The organism is Agrococcus versicolor (assembly GCF_039531815.1).
GTDB classification, from domain to species: Bacteria; Actinomycetota; Actinomycetes; order Actinomycetales; family Microbacteriaceae; genus Agrococcus; species Agrococcus versicolor.
In genome coordinates this window covers 188,385-206,387 of the sequence record NZ_BAAAQT010000005.1, presented here as the reverse complement: position 1 = coordinate 206,387, position 18,003 = coordinate 188,385, and the positions used below count along the sequence as shown (strand labels likewise).

The window sequence follows — 18,003 nt, the reverse complement described above, 5'->3', positions numbered from 1 at the left end:
CATCAGCGTAGTGCGATGCGCGGTCGTCGCCTGCGCGTCGCGTGCGCGGCCTCGCGGGCGGCGGCGCGCGTCTGCTCGGCCGGCAGCAGCAGCGCCGCGGTCGTCTGCATCGCGCGACGGAGCCTCGACCGCCCGGCGACGTCGACGATGGGCCGCGCCGAGAGCAGCGCGGCGTCGGCGGCGCGCGCGTCGAGCGGCCACTGCGCCACGGGGGCGATGCCGCCGAACCGCTGGAGCGTCTGCGCGACGCCGAGCTCCGGCGCGAGCCCCGACGCGCCCGTGCGCACCTTATTGACGACGACGGCGATGCGGTCGGAGGGCACGACGTCGACGAGCTCCGGATGCGCGCGCAGCAGGCGCATCATGCCGATCGGGTCTCCCCCGGCGATCGCGACGACGCGATCGGCGGCACGCAGCGCCGCGACGGTCGCGGCGTTGCGCCGCGGCCCGAAGACGTCGCTCGAGATCTCCTCGTCGCGCTCGAGGCTCGCTCCGACGTCGACGACCGTCCAGTCGACCCAGTCGCGGCATGCCTCGAGCACGCCCGCGACGCGATCGGCGGCGAGCTCGGGCCAGCGGCTCGAGCGCGTGATGCCCGTGAGCACCTGCACGTCGCCGACGGTCGTCTGCAGCGTCTGCGCGACACGTCCGAGCTCGTCGACCGTGAGGCTGCCGGTGCGCACGAGCCGTGCGGCGGCGGCGAAGCCCGGCGCCTCGTCGAGCAGGCCGAGCGCGGGGGCGATGGAGGCTGCGTGGCTGTCGGCGTCGACGAGCGCGACGACGTGCCCGCGGGCGGCGAGCTCGGTCGCGAGGCCGATGGCGGCCGTCGTGCGGCCCGGGGCGCCCGCCGGCCCCCACACGGCGAGCACCCGGCCGCGCGGCCTCGCCTCGCGCGCCGCGTGCGGGGTGACGATCGCCCACTCGATGGCCTCGAACCCGTCGGCGAAGCACACGGACTCGACGCCGAGCGCGCGCGCGAGGCCCGCCTGCGCAGCATCGTCGACGACCGCGACGACCCGCACGCCGGCGGCGTCGCACGCGCGCACGAGCGCGACGTCGAGATGCGGCTCCTGCGGCGACACGAGCACGGCGTCGACCTCGACGCTCGCGAGGCGCTGCACGAGCTCGCTCGCTCTCGCCGCACGCACCGCGACGCGGTGGCCGTGCCGCCTGGCGAGGTCGGCGAGCGCATCCTCGCGCTCGAGGGGCGCCGAGATCGCGAAGACCGTCACGGCGCGACCGGCGCCGCCACGGGCACGACGCTCACCGCGTGCGCGTTGGCGAGGGCGTCGAGCACGTCGGCGACGTCGGACCGCGGTACGAGCACCTCGAGCCGCACGGCGTCGTCGGCGATGAGCCCCTCGTCCTCGACGAGCCCCACGACGATCGCGTCGCCGACGAGCACCGTCGGGGCGAGGAAGGCGCCCTGCTCGCCCGGCGCCGCGGCCCACACGTCGACGACCGTGCCCTCCTCGACGCTCGAGGCGAGCCCGCCGTCCGTGGCGAGCACGACCGTCGCGAGCCCGACGGCGTCGGCGTCGCCGAGGGCGCGACGCGGCAGCGCCTCCCCCTCGCCGACCGTCGAGACCACGACGAGGCCCTCGGCCGTCGCGTCGGCGGCGAGGTACGCGGCCGTGCCGCCGCCCATGCGCAGCTCGACCGCCTCGACGTCGTCGGGGCCGATGACGTCGCCGGGCAGCAGCGTGCCGCTCGCGACCCACACGGTCGTCGATCGGCTCGCGGCCTGCACGACGAGCAGCACGCCCACGATCGAGACGACCACGAGCGCCGCGCCGATCGCGAGCCTCGGGTCGAGCCATGCACGTCGCATCCGTCGAGACCTCCTCCGGCGCCGCGTCCGCGCGCGCTCGGGAGGTACGGTGGCAGAAGCCGCCGGGGCACGAGCGGCGCTCTCCACAGCCGCCTGCGGGGACGCGCGGGCTCTCCACAGGGACCGCTCGGGCGGGCGATCGAGCGGAGCATCATGGAACCCGTGAACGAGCGACGCTTCCTCAGCGCGGCGGATGCCGCCGAGGTGCTGGGCGTCGAGCCGCGCGAGATCGTCGAGCTCGTCGCCTCCGGGTCGCTGCCGGGCATCCGCGTCGCGGGCGGCTGGCGCGTCGAGCACGACGTGCTGCAGTCGTGGATCGACGAGCGGTACGAGGAGCAGCGCAGGCACGCGCTCTGGCTCGAGTCGCAGTCCGCGTCGATCGCCGACCTCTTCGGCCCCGGCCACCGCTGAGCCGAGGCGGCCGCCCGCGCCCGCACGGCCGCGATCAGGGCAGGCGCACCCAGTCGATCGCGGCGAACGGCACGAGCTCGACCGCGACGACGTTCCGCGGATGCCGGGCGGTGCCGGGCTCGTGCACCGCCAGGTCGAGGTGGTCGCGCGCGACGCGGTCGATCGTGCCGTGCACGGGCGCCGGGCAGCGCAGCTCGACGGGGACGCGGCGCCGCGACAGGTCGCGCAGCGCGAAGCCCATCGCGAGACGCGCTGCGAGCGGCGGCGCTCCCCCGGGGCCGGGCGCGGGCTGGGCGAGCGATCGCACGAGCGCATCGTCGTCGAGGCGCACGCCGACGATCGACCGCATCGGCAGGATGCACCCGGCGCCGGCGGCACCGCCGTCGCGGATCGTGCCGCTCAGCCAGTCCCGTCCGATCGCGAGCCGCTCGATGCGCAGCCGCTCGCCCGTGCGCAGCCGTACGTCGAGGGTGCGCGGCGAGGCGCGCAGCCGGTCGCCCAGCTCGAGCCTGCCGACGCGGAAGCGCTCCTCCTCGGCGAGCACGTCGCGCTCCTGCGAGCCCAGCTCGGCCTCGAGCTGGCTCTCGAGGTCGTCGAACAGGTCGTCGAACCGCACGGGCCGACGGTAGCCCTCCGATCGGCCGGACGCTGCCTTTGTCCACAGTTGGGCGACTTCGGCCCTCTCAGGGGCATCCGCCGACCTAGCCTGACCGCGATCGGGGCAGGACGAGGAGCAGCAGATGGTGCGCGCGCGGATGACGACCGCCGAGGTCGACGAGCACTTCGGCTACCAGCCATGCTCGACCGCCGACCTCCCCGACCCGGCACCGCTCGTCGAGAACCTCACGCGCTGCGTCGTCGAGGTGCTGCTCGGCACGCGCGACGTCGAGCAGGTCGCCCGATGGGTCACCGAGGACACCTACCTGCATCTCGCGCGGCGCTCGATCGCCGCGCGACGCACGCGGGCGCTGCGCAGGCAGCGCACGACGCGACCGATCTACGAGATCGGCTCGGTCGTCGTCACGCATCCCGCCGACGGCGTCGTCGAGGCCGCGGCGATCGTGCGCTCCCCCGGGCGCACGCGCGCGGTCGCGATGCGGCTCGAGGGGCTCGACGCGCGGTGGCGCGCGACCGCGATGCACGTGCTCTGACGCACGCTGCGGCTGCGGTCAGCGCGGCTCGTCGCCGCGCTCGTCGGCCGCGGCGGGCAGCGTCGAGCCGCCAGCGGAGCCCGCTGCCTGCGCACCGGGTGCCTGCGCGCCGGATGCCGGCGAGCCCGGCTGACCGGCGGCGAGCTCGGCCGCGATGTCGGCGCGCGCCTCCTCGCGGTACTTCACGCGGCGCACGCGCCGGTTCATGTCGAACAGCAGGAAGCACACCGCGATGGCGATGACGGCGGTGGCGACGAAGCCGATGACGCCGGGCGTGACCGAGTCGGGGTCGAACGACGGCGCGGCGCGCAGGAGCGTGGTGAGCATGGTCATCCCTCGTCGATGCCCGCGAACAGGTCGGTCTCGGGCAGCTGCTCGCCGACCGTCGAGCGCACGAGCTCGAAGTCCTCGGTGGGCCAGGCGCGCCTCACGACCTCGTGGGGCCAGAAGAAGAAGGGGGCGTCGGGCGCGACCTGGCTCGAGTGGGCGCGCAGCGCGGCGTCGCGCTGGTCGAGGTGCTCGCTCACGTCGATGCGGGTCGTGACGCGCGGCGTGCGGCCCGCCATCCACTCGGCCATCTCGCGGATGCGCGGGATGCGCTCGGAGTCGGGGTCGTGCGTCTCGTAGTCGGCGAGGAACGCCTGCACGCGGTCGGAGGAGGTCATGCGGTCGTAGTAGACCTTCGAGACGCTCCACGGCTCGCCGAGCTCGGGGCTCTCGTCGCTCGCGGCGTGCTCGACGGCCCACATGCTGATCTCGTGGCACCGGATGTGGTCGGGGTGCGGGTAGCCGCCGCGCTCGTCGTACGTGAGGAGCACCTGCGGTCGCAGCCGACGGATGAGGCGCACGAGCGGGCGGCCCGAGACCTCGATGGGGATGGTCGCGAACGACAGGGGGCGCACGGCCTCGCCCTCGGGCGGCAGGCCCGAGTCGAGGTAGCCGAGCCAGACGTGGTCGGCGCCGAGCGCCTGCTGCGCCGTGCGCATCTCGACGCGGCGGAGGCCCGCCATGTCGCGCGCGGCGTGCACGGTGTCGAGGAAGCCCTCGTTGAGGATGTCGCCCGACTCGCCGCCGGTGCAGCTGACGATGGTGACCTGGGCACCCTCGGCGACGTAGCGGGCGACCGTGCCCGCGCCCTTGCTGGACTCGTCGTCGGGGTGCGCGTGGACGCTCAGCAGGCGACGCATGGCTCCTCCGCTCGCCGTAGGCTGGTGGTGTGGGACCCAACGATCCTCCCACGGAACCGCCGACATGACCGACCTCGCCGCCCGCTACGGACGCACCCCCGAGCGTCGACGCCGCGATCGCACCATCGCGATCTCCGTCGCCGTGGGGATCGTGCTCGTCATGCTCGCGTGGGTCGTGTGGGGCGGCCTCGCCGACGATCGCGGCACGATCGACACGCAGGACACCGGCTCGACGCGCATCGACGAGCACGCGATCCAGATCGACTTCTCGGTGACCGTCGAGCCCGGCACGCCCGTGCGCTGCGCCGTCAACGCCTTCGACCGATACCACGCGACCGTGGGATGGGTCGAGCTCGACGTGGGGCCCGCGGACCGCTGGACGACGGCCCAGAGCGTCGAGGTCCGCACCTCCGACGAGGCCATCGGAGGATTGGTCTACCGCTGCTGGCTGCGCTAGGCTCGTCGGCACTGCCGGTCCGCTCGGACCGGCTTGATGCGTATCAGGAGACTCGATGACGGACACCACGGAGACCTGGCTGAGCCAGGAGGCGTACGACCGTCTCCAGGCCGAGCTCGACAACCTCACGGGGCCCGTGCGCGTCGAGATCGCGAAGCGCATCGAGGAGGCCCGCGACGAGGGCGACCTCAAGGAGAACGGCGGCTACCACGCCGCCAAGGACGACCAGGCCCAGATCGAGGCCCGCATCCTGCAGGTGACGCACCTCCTGCGCACCGCGAAGGTCGGCGAGGCGCCGGCCGCGAAGGGCGTCGTCGAGCCCGGCACCGTCGTCAAGGCGACGATCGCCGGCGCGAAGCAGACCTTCCTCGTCGGCAACCGCGAGATCCACTCCGCGGGCGACGACCTCGACGTGTACTCCGAGTCGAGCCCCATCGGCTCGGCCATCCTCGGCCTCAAGGTCGGCGCCTCGACGACGTACGTCGCGCCGAACGGCAAGGAGATCGCCGTCGAGATCCTCGACGTCGAGACCTACCGCAGCGCCTGACCCGCGCTCGCAGCACCGACGGCCGTCCGCAGCAGCGGGCGGCCGTCTTGCGTGCGCTCAGACCTCGTGCGGCTGGTAGCCGGCCCGGCGCAGCGCCTCGAGCAGCCGCTGCGCGTGCTCCGGCCCGCGGGTGGTGACCGACAGCTCGATCGCGACGGCGTTGATCTGCGTCCACTCGTTGTGCCGCGTGTGCAGCACCTCGACGACGTTCGCCTGCTCGTCGGACAGGATCTGCGCGATGATGGCGAGCTGGCCCGGACGGTCGGGCAGGTCCATGCGGATGCGCAGGTACCGCTGCGACGCGACGAGGCCGCGGCCGATGACGCGCTCGAGCACCATCGGGTCGACGTTGCCGCCCGACAGGATCGACACGGTCGTGCCGGCGTCGCGCACGGCGCCCGTCATGATCGCGGCGGTCGTGACGGCACCCGCGGGCTCGACGACGAGCTTCGCGCGCTCGAGCAGCGCGATGATGGCGCGGGCGATGTCGTCGTCGGACACCGTGACGACGTCGTCGACGAACGTGCGGATGATCTCGAACGGCAGGTCGCCGGGCCGCGCGACGGCGATGCCGTCGGCGATCGTCGGCATCGTGCGGATCGTCGTGGGCGCGCCCGCCGCGAGCGACGGCGGGTAGGCGGCCGCCCCCTCCGCCTGCACGCCGACGACGCGGATGGTGCGGCCGAGCTCGGCCGCGCGCTGCTTCGCGGCGGAGGCGACGCCCGCGGCGAGCCCTCCCCCGCCGATGGGGACGAGGATCGTGTCGACGTCGGGCTGCTGCTCGAGGATCTCGAGGCCGAGCGTGCCCTGGCCCGCGACGATGTCGTGGTGGTCGTAGGGCGGCACGAACGTCGCGCCCGTCTCGGCGACGTGCGCGATGGCCGCCTGCAGCGCCGACTGGAAGTCGAGGCCGCGCAGCTCGATGCGGGCGCCGTAGTCGCGCGTCGCCTGCACCTTGGGCAGCGCGGCGCCCATGGGCATGAAGATCGTCGAGCGGATGCCGAGCTCGGACGCCGCGAACGCGACGCCCTGCGCGTGGTTGCCTGCCGAGGCGGCGACGACGCCGCGCTCGCGCTGCTCGGCCGTGAGCTTCGACAGCATGTTGTACGCGCCGCGCAGCTTGTAGGCGCCCGTGCGCTGGAGGTTCTCGCACTTGAGGTGCACGGGCGAGCCGAGCATCGCCGACAGGTGCCGCGACAGCTCCATGGGCGTGGGCTGGATCACCGGTGCGACGGTGATCTGCGCCGCGCGGAACTCCGCGAGCGTGGGGCCGGGGATCGTGCCCCGTGGATCGATCGTGGTCATGCGACCGGGACCTCCGTGACGTCGGTCGGGCGCGGGGACGTGCGCCACGACCCCGTCGCGATCGTGGTGATCGCGACGTTGAGGAAGGCGACGACCGGCACCGCGAAGAGCGCGCCGGGGATGCCCGCGATGATCGAGCCGCCTGCGACGGCGAGCACGACGGCGAGCGGGTGCACCTTGACGGCCGTGCCCATGATGAACGGCTGCAGCACGTGGCCCTCGATCTGCTGCACGAGCAGCACGATGCCGAGCATGATGACCGCCGGGATGGGCCCGAGGGCGACGAGCGCGACGACGACGGCGATCGCCCCGGTCGCGATGGCGCCCACGACGGGGATGAAGGAGCCGAGGAAGACCAGGACGGCGATCGGCACGACGAGCGGCATGCCGCCGTAGAAGAGGCCGAGGATGAAGGCGCCGAGGCCGATGCCCACGGCGTCGATCGCCGCGACGAGCACCTGCACGCGCACGAAGTTGCCGAGGGTCACCCAGCCGGCGCGGCCGCTGCCGTCGACGGCGGGGCGCGCGCGACGCGGGAAGATGCCCACGATCCAGCGCCAGATGCGGGCGCCGTCGAGCAGCAGGAAGATCGTGGCGAAGACCGTCAGCAGCAGTCCGACGAGCAGGTGCCCGAGCGACGAGCCCACCGAGAGCGCGCTCGCGACGATCTGCTGCGTGTCGTCCTGCACCGCCTCGCCGATGGTGTCGGTGTAGCGCGCCAGGTCGGCCTCGGTGAGGTGCAGCGGCGACTCGAGCAGGAACTGCCGCAGGCCGTCGTACGAGTCGATCGCGCGTCGCTGGAGGTCGGGGTAGCCCTCGCGGATCTGCGAGACGGCGAGCCAGAAGAGCGCCGTGATGGCCGCGAGGAGGAGGACGACCGACACGGCGACCGCGAGCCCCCGCGGCCATCGTCGTCGCACGAGCCAGCCCACGAGCGGGATCATGAGGGCCGTCAGCAGCGCGGCGACCATGAGCGGGATGACGATGATGCGCAGCTGCGCGATGATCCAGAAGGCCAGCGCGAGCGCTCCGGCGACGGCGAGCAGGCGCCACGACCACGCACCGGCGATCTGCAGGGCCTCCGGCACGGCCGGCGGCTCGGCAGGTCGTCGCACGCGCGCGCCGAGCAGCCTCATGCGCCGAGCCTAGCGACGGCCGCACCCTCCGCGGCACATGCGTGGGCTGTGCATGGACGATGTCGTGCTCGCAGGAGGGTCGGCGATCGCCCCTAGGGTCGTGGGCATGGCTCGAGCACGGCTGTCGGCGGCCCAGGCGCGTCGCGTGGCGTTCGCCGCGCAGGGCTTCGGCGTGCAGGGCCTCGGCGCGCACGGCCTCGGCGCATCGCCGCCCGCCGTGGGCACGCGGCAGCTCTCCGGCGTCGTCGCGACGCTCGGGCTGCTGCAGCTCGACACCGTCAACGTCTTCGAGCGCAGCCACTACCTCCCACCGCTCGCTCGGCTCGGCGCGTACGACCGCGGGCTGCTCGATCGGCTCGTCGCGCACGACCGCCGGCCGCGCGTGCTGGGCCGCACGACCGAGCTCTGGGCGCACGAGGCCGCGATCGTGCCGGTCGACGACGTGCCGCTCCTGCGCTTCCGCGCCGATCGGTTCCGCGCGCGGCAGGCCGACCAGTTCGCCGCGCAGGCGACGCTCATGGCCGAGCTGCGCGCGATCGTCGCTGACCGCGGCCCGTCGACGGTCGGCGAGATCGAGCATCCCTCGAACGTGCGCGGGCCGGGAGGCTGGTGGGATCGCGGCGACGTCTACCACGCGATCCACGCCATGTTCCGGGCGGGCGAGCTCGTCGTGCTCGGCAGGCAGCGCTTCGAGCGCGTCTACGACCTCGCCGAGCGGGCGCTGCCCGAGCGGCTGCGGCACGTCGTGCCGCAGGAGGAGGCGACGGTCGAGCTCGTGCGCCGCGCGGCGGTCGCGCTCGGCGTCGCGACGGTCGACGACCTGCGCGACTACCACCGGCTCGCGTACCTCGCCGACGCCCGGCGAGCGATCGACGCGCTCGTCGACGCGGGCGAGCTGCTGCCCGTGACGGTCGACGGCTGGGGCGTGCCCGCCTACCTGCACGCGGCCCAGCGCATCCCGCGCCGCATCGATGCGACGGCGCTGCTCTCGCCCTTCGACCCCATCGTGTGGCACCGTCCCCGCGCGCTGCGCATGTTCGACTTCCACTACCGCATCTCGATCTACACGCCGGCGCACGAGCGCGAGCACGGCTACTACGTGCTGCCCGTCGTGGTGGGCGACGAGGTCGTCGGCCGCATCGACCTCAAGAGCGATCGGCAGGCGGGCGTGCTGCGGGTGCAGCACGCGCACGTCGAGCCGGCGTTCGCCGAGCGCTCGCGCGCGCTCGCCGAGCGCATCGCGCCGCGCATCCACGAGGCCGCGGCGTGGCAGGGCCTCGAGTCGGTCGCGATCGCGGGGCCCGGCTCGTGGGCGGCCGATCTCGCGGCGGCGCTCGAGCCTCGCGTCGGCTAGAAGGCGATGCGGGGCGGCTCGGCGGTGCCGCCGCCGGCCTCCTCGTACTCCGGCGCGGGGATGCGGCCTGCGTAGAGCGACGTCGGGAAGCGCTTGCGCAGCGCCTCGCCCTCGCGGACGGCGGCGTTCACGGCGCGACGCGCCTCCTGCACGCGGTCGTTCGCCGACGCGACCTCCGCGGGGCTCGACCCTTGGGCCTGCGCGTGCGCCGTGCGCGCGGTGGCGAGGCGGTCGCGCTCCGCCGCGATCGCCTCCGCGGCCCGGCGCACCCGGCGGACGGCGAGCACCTGCCAGACGACGATCGCGAGCACGACGACGACGACGCCGGCGACGATGGCGGACAGCGTGAGGGCGAGGGGATCGGCGACCATGGCATCCACGCTACCGGCGGCGGACGCCCCCGGTGCCCCACCGGTCGGGCGCTGCTGCGAGCAGCCCATCGTCACCGGAAGGTGCGCCCTTCCCCCCGGTACGTGGGCACGGTCGTCACCGCGCCATCCGGGTCGACGACGTGCAGGGCGTCGACGTGCTCGCACGCCTCGCCGGCCTTCGCATGCCGCAGCCAGACGCGGTCGCCGACGCGCAGGTCGCGCGCGGCGGCGCCCTGCACGGGCGTCTGCACCTCGCCGAACCCCTCGCGCGCGATCGGGCGCAGCCCCGTCGGCCACGCGATGGTCGGCTGCCTGTCGGCGCCGACGGGGCCGGAGGCGATCCACCCGCCCGACTGCAGCGTCGCGACGTCGGCGCTCGGCCGCCGCACGACGGGCAGGGCGACGCCGAGCGCCGGCAGCGGCCGGAAGCCGCGGTAGCCGTCGAACAGCCCCGGTCCGAAGAGCCCCGAGCCGGCGGCGACCTCCGTCACGGCATCCTCGGCCGACGTCCGCTCGAGCGAGCCCGTGCCTCCCCCGTTGACGAACTCGAGGTCGGCGATCCTGCGCACGCGAGCGACGGCGTCCGCACGGCGCTCGGCGAGCTCGGCGGCCGAGGCGCGCTGCATCGTCCGCACGAGGGCGCTGCGCGCGTCGCCGACGCCCGCGATCTGCCCCTCGTACGCCATGACGCCCACGAGCGAGAAGCCCGGCCTCGCGACGACGGCGCGGGCGAGCGACGCGAGGTCGGCGGCGGCGTGCACGGGCGAGCGTCGCGGACCGACGTGGCCGAGCGGCCCGCGCCAGGCGGCGTCGAGCTCGACGGCGACGCGGATCGTCGCGCGGGCGGTCGGCGCCGCGACGGCGTCGACGAGGTCGAGCTGCGCGGGGTCGTCGACCATGAGGGTCACGCGTGCCGCGAGCCCCTCCGACGCCGCGAGGGTCGCGATGGCCGTGCGATCGACGCTCGGGTAGCCGACGACGATGTCGTCGCACGTCTCGGCGAGCCAGAGCGCCTCCGGCAGCGTGTACGCGAGGATGCCGTGCCAGCCCGGCAGCGCGAGGACGGCGTCGAGCACCGCCCGGCAGCGCACCGACTTCGACGCCACGCGGATGGGCGTGCCGCCCGCACGCCGCACGAGGTCGGCGGCGTTGGCCGCGAGCGCGGGGAGCGAGACGGCGGCGAGCGGGGCGTCGAGATGGCGCGTCGCGGCGTCGAGCGCGGGCCAGGGCGGCGAGCCGTGCGCGGCGGCGTCGACGGCGCGCGTGGCGGAGAGGTCGAGCACGCCCCGACCCTAGCGGCGCGTCGTGCACGCCGCCGTACTCCCCTCCTCGGCATCCGGTCAATGGCTCTCGAGCATCCACGGGAGACCGATAGGAACGTCTCCGGGAACGACGAGAGGACGCGGCGATGGCGACGCAGACGAAGCCGACGGAGCACCGATCCCTGGTGCCGGCACGCATGGACCGGCTGCCATGGTCGCGATTCCACTGGCTCATCGTGGTGGGGCTCGGGTTCTCGTGGATCCTCGACGGCCTCGAGGTGCAGATCGTCGCCGCGAACGGGTACGCGCAGACGCTCGGCATGGACGCCGCCGAGGTCGGCCTCGCCGGCACGTTCTACCTGCTGGGGCAGGTCTTCGGCGCCCTGTTCTTCGGCAGGCTCGCCGACCGCCTCGGCCGCAAGAACCTCTTCCTCGTGTCGCTCGCGGTCTACCTCGTCGGCTCCGCGATCGCCGGCCTGTCCTTCGCCCCGTGGTTCTTCTACCTGTGGCGCTTCGTCGCCGGCGCGGGCATCGGCGGCGAGTACGCCGCCATCAACTCGGCGATCGACGAGATCATCCCGGCGAAGTACCGCGGCCGCGTCGACATCGCGATCAACGGCACGTACTGGGGCGGTGCGGCGCTCGGTGCCGTCGCCTCCTCGGTCTTCCTGAACACCGACCTCTTCGCGCAGGACGTCGGATGGCGCCTGTCGTTCCTCATCGGCCCGATCCTCGGCCTCGCGCTCATCTACCTCCGCCGGCACATCCCCGAGAGCTCGCGGTGGCAGATGACGCACGGGCGCGAGGAGGAGGCCGAGCGCGGCGTCGACGCCATCGAGGAGCGCATCCGAGCCGAGGGCAAGAAGATCGAGGACGTCGACGCGTCGAAGGCGATCACCGTGCGCGAGATCGGGCGCGTGCCGTTCCTGACGATCGCGAAGGTCCTCTTCAAGGAGTACCCGCGCCGTACCTTCGTGGGCGTCACGATGATGGTGACGCAGTCGTTCCTCTACAACGCGATCTTCTTCACGTACGCGCTCGTGCTCGAGAACTTCTACGACACCCCGCCGGCGACGGCGTCGCAGTACTTCATCGCCTTCGCGCTCGGCAACCTCGCCGGCGCGCTGCTGCTCGGCCGCCTCTTCGACACGTGGGGAAGGCGCAGGATGCTCTTCGGCACCTACGTGCTCGCGGGGCTCATCCTGCTCGTGTCGGCGTTCCTGTTCCGGGCGGGCACCCTCGACGCCACGACCCACACGATCTTCTGGTGCGCGTCGTTCTTCTTCGCCTCTGCGGGCGCGTCGGCCGCGTACCTGACGGTGTCGGAGATCTTCCCGCTCGAGCTGCGCAGCCAGGTCATCTCGTACGTCTTCTCGATCGGCCAGCTCGTCGGCGCCGCGGCGCCGGCGCTGTACGGCTCGCTCATCGGCGACGGCACCGACCGCGAGCCGCTCTTCTGGGGCTACGTGCTCGGCTCGTGCGTCATGATGGCCGGCGGCGTCATCTGCGGCATCTTCGGCGTCAGCGCCGCGGGCAGGTCCCTCGAGGACATCACGTCGCCGCTCTCGCTCATCGAGGAGGCGGAGGCGGGCGTCACGCCCGACGACGGGCCGGGTGGGGACGACGGAGGCAAGGGAGGCTCGGGTCCGCGGCGCACGTAGGCGCCGCACGCGGCGGCGCCCTACGCTGCCTCTCGTGACCGACTACGACCGGCGCATCGTCGACCTGTACGACGACGAGAACCCCGACGGCCCGGACCACGATCGCTACCGCAAGATCGCGGACGACCACGGGGCGCGCGCGATCCTCGACGTCGGCTGCGGCACGGGCATCCTGACCGTCACCCTCGCCCGCGAGGGCCGCAGCATCGTCGGCGTCGATCCGTCGCCGGCGATGCTCGCGTTCGCGCGCGCACGGCCGGGCGGCGACGAGGTCGAGTGGGTCGAGGGTGATGCCTCCGCCGCCCCGATGCAGCCCGTCGACCTCGCCATCATGACGGGCAACGTCGCCCAGCACATCCCCGATGCCGACTGGCCGCGCACGCTCGGTGCCATCCGCGCGCGCATGGGGCGCGGCGGCATCCTCGCGTTCGAGAGCCGGAACCCCGCGGCCCGCGCCTGGGAGGCATGGGCGGCGGAGGGCGAGACGAGCCGGGAGAGCGTGCACGGTCCGCTCGTGGAGTGGATGGACGTCGAGCGCGCCGACGGTCGCGTCGTGCGGCTCGCGGCGCGCACGCGCTTCGTCGACGCCGCGGAGACCGTGACGACGACGCTCGCGCTGACGTTCCGCTCGCGGGCGGAGCTCGAGCGCGACCTCGCGCGTGCGGGGTTCGCGGTCGAGACGGTGCACGGCGGGTGGCACGACGAGCCGCTGACCGACGCCGCCCGCATCATGCTCGTCGTCGCCAGGGCTCGCTGAGGCGCGCGACGACGGCGCGCGCAGCGACGCCCCGTCGCCGCGAGGTGCGGCGACGGGGCGTCGGAACGTGCGGGGCTACGCGCGGTGGATCGTGCGGCGCGAGCGTGCCGGGATCGCGCCGATGACGATCGCGAGCACGCCGACGATCAGGTGGAAGCCGATGTCGAAGCCCGTGAAGCCCGAGGGCAGCATGCCGAGCAGCTGCGGGTCGGGCAGGGCGATGATGCCCATCCCGACGTAGAGGACGCCGACGATCACCAGCGCCGCGCGTGCGGCACGTTCGCGGAAGGACGCGGCGATCAGGACGACGGCCAGCAGGATGCGCGTGACGTCGAGCGCGATGTCGACGTTCATGAGGCCGAGGAGGTGGCCCTCCTGCAGCAGTCCGACGAGTCCGAGCGCTCCGACGACGATCCCGAGGATCAGGGCGACCTTGCGTTGCATGGGTGGTGGTCCTCTCCGACGGGCCCGCGCCCGTCCTCGAAGGACCACGATCCGGGATCGGCACCTCCGCTCGCGACGCGGTTGCGCCGCACGCCGAGCAGTTGGTACGGGACAGACGACGACGGCCGGCACCGCGTGCGCGGTGCCGGCCGGTCGAGACGGGGCGGTCAGGCCTTCGTGTCAGCCTTCTCGTCCGCCAGCTCGTCCGACTCGGCCACGGCGAGCCGCTGCTCGTCGGCGCGGGCGGGCTGCGTGTCGACCATCGGCTCGGCCTTGGGCTCCTCGGCCGCGGGCTTCGGCCGCGACGCGAACTCGGCGAACACGTCGCGCGGGGTCTCGCGCATCGCGAGCTCGACGTCGTCGCGCCCGAGGACGGCGTTGTTGACCCAGCCGCCGAGCACGCGCAGCTTGCGCTCGACCATCGGGATGGCCATGCCGTGGTAGCCGCGGTGCGCGAGCCAGGCGAGCGGACCGGTGAAGCCGATCTTGCCCTTCTGGAAGGCGCCGTGTCCGACGCCGAGGCCCGCGACGGCGCCGAGGTTGGCGTGGATGTACGGCTGCGGCGCCTCGCCGCGGAGCGTCGCGACGACGTTGCGCGGCAGCAGCTTGCCCTGGCGGACGGCGTGCTGCGCGTTCGGCACGCAGAAGCCGCCGGGGCCGGGCGTCTTCGACACGTCGGGCACGGCCGCGACGTCGCCGGCGGTCCAGGCGTGCGGCACGACCTCGTCGCCGTCGACGACCTGCAGCGTCGTCGAGGCGGTGATGCGACCGCGGTCGTCGAGCGGCAGGCCCGTCTTGCGCACCATCGGGTTGGCCATGACGCCGGCCGTCCAGATGATGAGGTCGGACTCGAACGACTCGCCCGTCGAGAGCTCGACGAGGCCGCCGACGGCCGACTTCAGCTGCGTGTCGAGGTGGATGTGCGCGTCGCGGTCCTCGAGCTGCTTGATGACCTTCTTCGCCGTCTCGAGGCTGACCTCGGGCATGATGCGCCCCATCGCCTCGATGAGGTGGAAGTGGATGTCCTCCATCGCGACGTCCGGGTAGAGCTCGACGAGGCTCGTCGCGAGCCCGCGCAGCTCGCCGAAGGTCTCGATGCCTGCGAAGCCGCCGCCGACGACCGTGACGGTGAGGAGGCGCGTGCGCTCGGGGCCCTCGGGGAGCACGGAGGCACGAGCGAAGTTCGAGATGAGGCGGTCGCGCACGGCGGCGGCCTCCTCGATGGTCTTCATGCCGATCGCGACGTCGGCGACGCCCGGGATCGGGAAGGTGCGCGACACGGAGCCCGCCGTGAGCACGAGCTCGTCGTACTCGAGGTCGAAGGACTCGCCGTCGTCGGGCGTGATCGTGGCGACCTTGGCCGTGTGGTCGATCGCGGTGACGCGGGCGGTGACGACGGCGGTGCGCTTGAGGTGCTTGCGCAGCGAGACGACGGAGTGACGGGCCTCGATGTTGCCGGCGGCCACCTCGGGGAGGAACGGCTGGTACGTCATGTACGGCAGCGGGTCGACGAGGGTCACCTCGGCCTCGCCGCGGCCGAGGATCTTCTCGAGGCCGCGTGCGGTGTAGAAGCCGGCGTAGCCACCGCCGACGATGAGGATGCGAGTGGTCACAGTGGAATGGCTCTCTGCTCTGTGGGGGTGTGCGACAGCACCCACGATGCTACTCCTGCTCGACGTCGCCCCGGGACGCGGGCGATCGGGCCTCGTCCTCGCCGTCGGCGGCGGGCCTGCTGCACGTGCACGTCTCCGGCTGCCAGTCGCCGAGCGCGAGCGCCGCGTCGCCGATGGGGTTCACGCCCGGACCTGCCGCGAGGCTGTGCGCGACGAGGGCGTGGAGGCACTTCACGCGCGTCGGCATGCCGCCGGCGCTGATGCCGTCGATCTCGGGCACCTCGCCGTGCTCGGCGCGCTCGGCGAGGTACGCCTCGTGCGCGCGCAGGTACGCGGCCGCGACCTCCGGCTCGTCGAGGCGCGCCTGCAGCTCGCCCATGACGCCCGATGCCTCGAGGCGCGACGCCGCCACGGTCGCGTCGGGATGCGTGAGGTAGTGGAACGTCGGGAACGGGGTGCCGTTCGCGAGCCGCGGTCGCGTCGCCACGACGGCGGGCGCGCCGCAGCCGCAGCGCGCCGAGACGCCGACGACGTCGCGCACGGGACGGCCGAGCTGCGCCGTCATCGTGGCGATGTCGGCGTCGGTGGCGTGCTCGATCACTGCGGTGCTCCTGGATGGGATGGGTGGGGTGGGTGGGGCTCAGCGCGGCTCGAGCGGCGTGCCCGCGCCGAGCGTGTCGGCATCCGCCTCCGTGAGGCCCGCGAGGACGACGGAGGCGATGCCCGCCTGCACCCAGTCGCCCTCGGAGCCGACGAGGTCGGTCGTGAAGGCCTGCGCGTCCTCGGCGGACTCCGCCGGCCCGCGATCGTCGATGACGACGTACGCCGTCTCGCCCGGGTAGACGTAGAAGAGGCGGTCGCGCGCCTGCGCCTCGATGTACGCGGGATCGTCCCACTGCGCGACCTCGTCGCCGAGGTCGTCGACGCTCTGCTCCTGCTGCGCGACCTGCGCCTGCAGGTCGGCGATCGTGCGCCGCTGCTCGAGCAGCAGGCCGACCGACGGCGCGAGCGTGAACGCGCCCACGACGACGAGGCCCGCGACGACGAGCAGCGTCCACGACACGCGCAGCCGCCCGACCTGCGCGTCGGCCGCACGGCGCGGCTCGGCGCCGCGGCGCTCGGCGCGCGCGCTCGCCGTGGAGGCGAGGGCACGGCCGAGGCCGCGGATGCCGCCGGGCCGGTCGTCCATGGAGGTCAGGCTACGCCGCGGGTGCCGCTCAGCCGCGGAAGCGCGGGAAGGCGGCCGCGCCTGCGTACACGGCGGCCTCGGCGAGGTCCTCCTCGATGCGCAGGAGCTGGTTGTACTTCGCGACGCGGTCGCTGCGGGCCGGGGCGCCCGTCTTGATCTGGCCGACGTTGAGGGCGACCGCGATGTCGGCGATCGTCGTGTCCTCGGTCTCGCCCGAGCGGTGCGAGAGCACCGACGCGTAGCCGGCCATCGAGGCGATGCGCACGGCGTCGAACGTCTCGGTGAGCGTGCCGATCTGGTTGACCTTCACGAGCAGGGCGTTCGCGGCGCCCTTCGCGATGCCCTCCGAGAGGCGCTCGGGGTTCGTGACGAACAGGTCGTCGCCGACGAGCTGGACCTTGCCGCCGAGCTGCTCGGTGATGGCCGCCCAGCCGTCCCAGTCGGCCTCGTCGAGCGGGTCCTCGACGGTGATGAGCGGGAAGGAGTCGACGAGGTCGACGTAGTACTCGGCCATCTCGGCGCTCGTGCGAGCCTTGCCCTCGAAGTGGTACGCGCCGTCGCGGAAGAACTCGCTCGCGGCGACGTCGAGGCCGAGCGCGATGTCGGTGCCGGGCGTGAAGCCGGCCTTCTCGATCGCCTGCACGAGCAGCTCGAGCGCTGCGCGGCCGCTCGCGAGGTCGGGGGCGAAGCCGCCCTCGTCGCCGAGGCCCGTCGACAGGCCCTGCTCGCCGAGCACCTTCTTGAGCGTGTGGTAGACCTCGGTGCCCCAGCGCAGGCCCTCGCGGTACGTGGGCGCGCCGATCGGCAGGACCATGAACTCCTGGATGTCGACGCCGGTGTCGGCGTGCGCGCCGCCGTTGATGACGTTCATCATCGGCACGGGCAGCACGTGGCCGTTCGGGCCGCCGAGGTAGCGGAAGAGCGGCAGGGCCGACGAGTCGGCGGCGGCCTTCGCGACGGCGAGCGAGACGCCGAGGATGGCGTTGGCGCCCAGGCGCGACTTGTTGTCGGTGCCGTCGAGCTCGATGAGCGTCTGGTCGACGATGCGCTGGTCGTCGGCGGCGAGGCCCTCGACGGCGTCCGCGATCTCCTCGTTGACGGCGGCGACGGCCTGCTCGACGCCCTTGCCCATGTAGCGCTCGGCGTCGCCGTCGCGCAGCTCGTAGGCCTCGAACGCACCCGTGGAGGCGCCGGAGGGGACGGCGGCGCGGCCGACGGCGCCGTCGGAGAGCAGCACCTCGACCTCGACGGTCGGGTTGCCGCGCGAGTCGAGGATCTCGCGGGCGAGCAGTGCGTCGATGGATGCCACGTGGACTCCTTGCTTGGG

General features: G+C 73.7%; 21 protein-coding genes. 7 read left to right on the top strand and 14 right to left on the bottom strand.

Translation table 11 applies throughout. From position 1 onward, the window contains the following. Positions 1-2: 2 nt before the first annotated feature. Both ABD249_RS03705 and ABD249_RS03700 read right to left on the bottom strand, forming a co-directional pair. Entirely contained in the window at positions 3-1,232 is a 1,230-nt protein-coding gene (locus ABD249_RS03705; RefSeq protein WP_344340444.1) for a CpaE/TadZ family protein, read from the bottom strand. Next, a complete protein-coding gene (locus ABD249_RS03700; RefSeq protein WP_344340442.1) occupies positions 1,229-1,831 on the bottom strand; it encodes a hypothetical protein in 603 nt (200 codons plus the stop codon). Before ABD249_RS03700 ends, ABD249_RS03705 begins: the two co-directional genes overlap by 4 nt. A 162-nt stretch (positions 1,832-1,993) precedes the next feature. Here ABD249_RS03700 and ABD249_RS03695 point away from each other — a divergent pair, with 162 nt between their 5' ends. Continuing rightward, on the top strand, positions 1,994-2,242 hold the full coding sequence (locus tag ABD249_RS03695) for a helix-turn-helix domain-containing protein (protein WP_344340440.1): 249 nt from the start codon (positions 1,994-1,996) through the stop codon (positions 2,240-2,242). 34 nt (positions 2,243-2,276) lie between these two features. Here the strand turns inward: ABD249_RS03695 and ABD249_RS03690 are convergent, their stop codons facing one another. Beyond that, positions 2,277-2,858, bottom strand: coding sequence for a hypothetical protein (locus ABD249_RS03690; RefSeq protein ID WP_344340437.1), 582 nt, complete (start codon positions 2,856-2,858; stop codon positions 2,277-2,279). 124 nt (positions 2,859-2,982) lie between these two features. On the opposite strand from ABD249_RS03690, the gene ABD249_RS03685 reads away from it, so the two are divergent. Next, the gene (locus ABD249_RS03685; protein ID WP_344340434.1) at positions 2,983-3,393 is read left to right on the top strand and encodes an Rv3235 family protein; all 411 of its coding nucleotides are present in this window, start codon (positions 2,983-2,985) and stop codon (positions 3,391-3,393) included. Positions 3,394-3,411: 18 nt separating this feature from the next. Here the strand turns inward: ABD249_RS03685 and ABD249_RS03680 are convergent, their stop codons facing one another. Together ABD249_RS03680 and mca are read right to left on the bottom strand one after the other, a co-directional pair. Further along, on the bottom strand, positions 3,412-3,726 hold the full coding sequence (locus ABD249_RS03680) for a hypothetical protein (RefSeq protein ID WP_344340432.1): 315 nt from the start codon (positions 3,724-3,726) through the stop codon (positions 3,412-3,414). Further along, a complete protein-coding gene (gene mca, locus ABD249_RS03675; RefSeq protein ID WP_344340429.1) occupies positions 3,723-4,580 on the bottom strand; it encodes a mycothiol conjugate amidase Mca in 858 nt (285 codons plus the stop codon). The genes ABD249_RS03680 and mca overlap by 4 nt, the downstream gene beginning before the upstream one ends. A 64-nt stretch (positions 4,581-4,644) precedes the next feature. Between mca and ABD249_RS03670 the strand changes: the two genes are divergently transcribed. Further along, positions 4,645-5,037 (top strand): DUF4307 domain-containing protein, encoded by a 393-nt coding sequence (locus tag ABD249_RS03670; protein ID WP_344340426.1) that lies wholly within the window; start codon positions 4,645-4,647, stop codon positions 5,035-5,037. A 55-nt stretch (positions 5,038-5,092) separates the two neighbouring features. Beyond that, entirely contained in the window at positions 5,093-5,584 is a 492-nt protein-coding gene (greA, locus tag ABD249_RS03665) for a transcription elongation factor GreA (protein ID WP_344340423.1), read from the top strand. Positions 5,585-5,641: 57 nt separating this feature from the next. On the opposite strand, the gene ilvA is transcribed toward greA, so the two are convergent. Both ilvA and ABD249_RS03655 read right to left on the bottom strand, forming a co-directional pair. Then, entirely contained in the window at positions 5,642-6,889 is a 1,248-nt protein-coding gene (gene ilvA, locus ABD249_RS03660; protein ID WP_344340420.1) for a threonine ammonia-lyase, read from the bottom strand. Next, the gene (locus ABD249_RS03655; protein WP_344340417.1) at positions 6,886-8,025 is read right to left on the bottom strand and encodes an AI-2E family transporter; all 1,140 of its coding nucleotides are present in this window, start codon (positions 8,023-8,025) and stop codon (positions 6,886-6,888) included. Before ABD249_RS03655 ends, ilvA begins: the two co-directional genes overlap by 4 nt. A gap of 106 nt (positions 8,026-8,131) precedes the next feature. Between ABD249_RS03655 and ABD249_RS03650 the strand changes: the two genes are divergently transcribed. Continuing rightward, positions 8,132-9,379 (top strand): winged helix-turn-helix domain-containing protein, encoded by a 1,248-nt coding sequence (locus ABD249_RS03650; protein ID WP_344340414.1) that lies wholly within the window; start codon positions 8,132-8,134, stop codon positions 9,377-9,379. On the opposite strand, the gene ABD249_RS03645 is transcribed toward ABD249_RS03650, so the two are convergent. Together ABD249_RS03645 and ABD249_RS03640 are read right to left on the bottom strand one after the other, a co-directional pair. Beyond that, a complete protein-coding gene (locus ABD249_RS03645; RefSeq protein WP_344340412.1) occupies positions 9,376-9,750 on the bottom strand; it encodes a LemA family protein in 375 nt (124 codons plus the stop codon). The two genes, ABD249_RS03650 and ABD249_RS03645, sit on opposite strands and share 4 nt — an antisense overlap. A 71-nt stretch (positions 9,751-9,821) precedes the next feature. Further along, positions 9,822-11,033 (bottom strand): amino acid deaminase/aldolase, encoded by a 1,212-nt coding sequence (locus ABD249_RS03640; RefSeq protein ID WP_344340409.1) that lies wholly within the window; start codon positions 11,031-11,033, stop codon positions 9,822-9,824. A gap of 125 nt (positions 11,034-11,158) precedes the next feature. On the opposite strand from ABD249_RS03640, the gene ABD249_RS03635 reads away from it, so the two are divergent. Both ABD249_RS03635 and ABD249_RS03630 read left to right on the top strand, forming a co-directional pair. Further along, positions 11,159-12,673 carry an MFS transporter gene (locus tag ABD249_RS03635; protein WP_344340407.1) on the top strand — a complete coding sequence of 505 codons (1,515 nt, stop codon included), beginning with the start codon at positions 11,159-11,161 and terminating at the stop codon, positions 12,671-12,673. A 34-nt stretch (positions 12,674-12,707) separates the two neighbouring features. Beyond that, positions 12,708-13,430 carry a class I SAM-dependent methyltransferase gene (locus tag ABD249_RS03630; RefSeq protein WP_344340405.1) on the top strand — a complete coding sequence of 241 codons (723 nt, stop codon included), beginning with the start codon at positions 12,708-12,710 and terminating at the stop codon, positions 13,428-13,430. A 75-nt stretch (positions 13,431-13,505) separates the two neighbouring features. Here the strand turns inward: ABD249_RS03630 and ABD249_RS03625 are convergent, their stop codons facing one another. The 5 genes from ABD249_RS03625 to eno all read right to left on the bottom strand — a co-directional run bounded on the left by ABD249_RS03625 (position 13,506) and on the right by eno (position 17,985). Beyond that, on the bottom strand, positions 13,506-13,874 hold the full coding sequence (locus ABD249_RS03625) for a DUF4383 domain-containing protein (RefSeq protein WP_344340403.1): 369 nt from the start codon (positions 13,872-13,874) through the stop codon (positions 13,506-13,508). Positions 13,875-14,041: 167 nt separating this feature from the next. Further along, a complete protein-coding gene (locus tag ABD249_RS03620) occupies positions 14,042-15,487 on the bottom strand; it encodes an NAD(P)/FAD-dependent oxidoreductase (RefSeq protein ID WP_344340400.1) in 1,446 nt (481 codons plus the stop codon). A gap of 49 nt (positions 15,488-15,536) precedes the next feature. Further along, positions 15,537-16,052 carry a DUF501 domain-containing protein gene (locus ABD249_RS03615; protein ID WP_344342514.1) on the bottom strand — a complete coding sequence of 172 codons (516 nt, stop codon included), beginning with the start codon at positions 16,050-16,052 and terminating at the stop codon, positions 15,537-15,539. A gap of 75 nt (positions 16,053-16,127) precedes the next feature. Further along, entirely contained in the window at positions 16,128-16,676 is a 549-nt protein-coding gene (locus ABD249_RS03610) for an FtsB family cell division protein (RefSeq protein ID WP_344340398.1), read from the bottom strand. 28 nt (positions 16,677-16,704) lie between these two features. Continuing rightward, complete coding sequence (gene eno, locus ABD249_RS03605; protein WP_344340396.1) at positions 16,705-17,985, bottom strand: phosphopyruvate hydratase; 1,281 nt, start codon at positions 17,983-17,985, stop codon at positions 16,705-16,707. Positions 17,986-18,003: the final 18 nt, after the last annotated feature.

Excerpts from the sequence above, each read along its gene's own strand:
- ABD249_RS03700 (WP_344340442.1), bottom strand. The coding sequence starts at position 1,831 with ATGCGACGTGCATGGCTCGACCCGAGGCTCGCGATCGGCGCGGCGCTC.
- ABD249_RS03685 (WP_344340434.1), top strand. The coding sequence starts at position 2,983 with ATGGTGCGCGCGCGGATGACGACCGCCGAGGTCGACGAGCACTTCGGC.
- ABD249_RS03680 (WP_344340432.1), bottom strand. The coding sequence starts at position 3,726 with ATGACCATGCTCACCACGCTCCTGCGCGCCGCGCCGTCGTTCGACCCC.
- mca (WP_344340429.1), bottom strand. The coding sequence starts at position 4,580 with ATGCGTCGCCTGCTGAGCGTCCACGCGCACCCCGACGACGAGTCCAGC.
- ABD249_RS03670 (WP_344340426.1), top strand. The coding sequence starts at position 4,645 with ATGACCGACCTCGCCGCCCGCTACGGACGCACCCCCGAGCGTCGACGC.
- greA (WP_344340423.1), top strand. The coding sequence starts at position 5,093 with ATGACGGACACCACGGAGACCTGGCTGAGCCAGGAGGCGTACGACCGT.
- ilvA (WP_344340420.1), bottom strand. The coding sequence starts at position 6,889 with ATGACCACGATCGATCCACGGGGCACGATCCCCGGCCCCACGCTCGCG.
- ABD249_RS03655 (WP_344340417.1), bottom strand. The coding sequence starts at position 8,025 with ATGAGGCTGCTCGGCGCGCGCGTGCGACGACCTGCCGAGCCGCCGGCC.
- ABD249_RS03650 (WP_344340414.1), top strand. The coding sequence starts at position 8,132 with ATGGCTCGAGCACGGCTGTCGGCGGCCCAGGCGCGTCGCGTGGCGTTC.
- ABD249_RS03645 (WP_344340412.1), bottom strand. The coding sequence starts at position 9,750 with ATGGTCGCCGATCCCCTCGCCCTCACGCTGTCCGCCATCGTCGCCGGC.
- ABD249_RS03635 (WP_344340407.1), top strand. The coding sequence starts at position 11,159 with ATGGCGACGCAGACGAAGCCGACGGAGCACCGATCCCTGGTGCCGGCA.
- ABD249_RS03625 (WP_344340403.1), bottom strand. The coding sequence starts at position 13,874 with ATGCAACGCAAGGTCGCCCTGATCCTCGGGATCGTCGTCGGAGCGCTC.
- ABD249_RS03615 (WP_344342514.1), bottom strand. The coding sequence starts at position 16,052 with ATGACGGCGCAGCTCGGCCGTCCCGTGCGCGACGTCGTCGGCGTCTCG.
- ABD249_RS03610 (WP_344340398.1), bottom strand. The coding sequence starts at position 16,676 with ATGGACGACCGGCCCGGCGGCATCCGCGGCCTCGGCCGTGCCCTCGCC.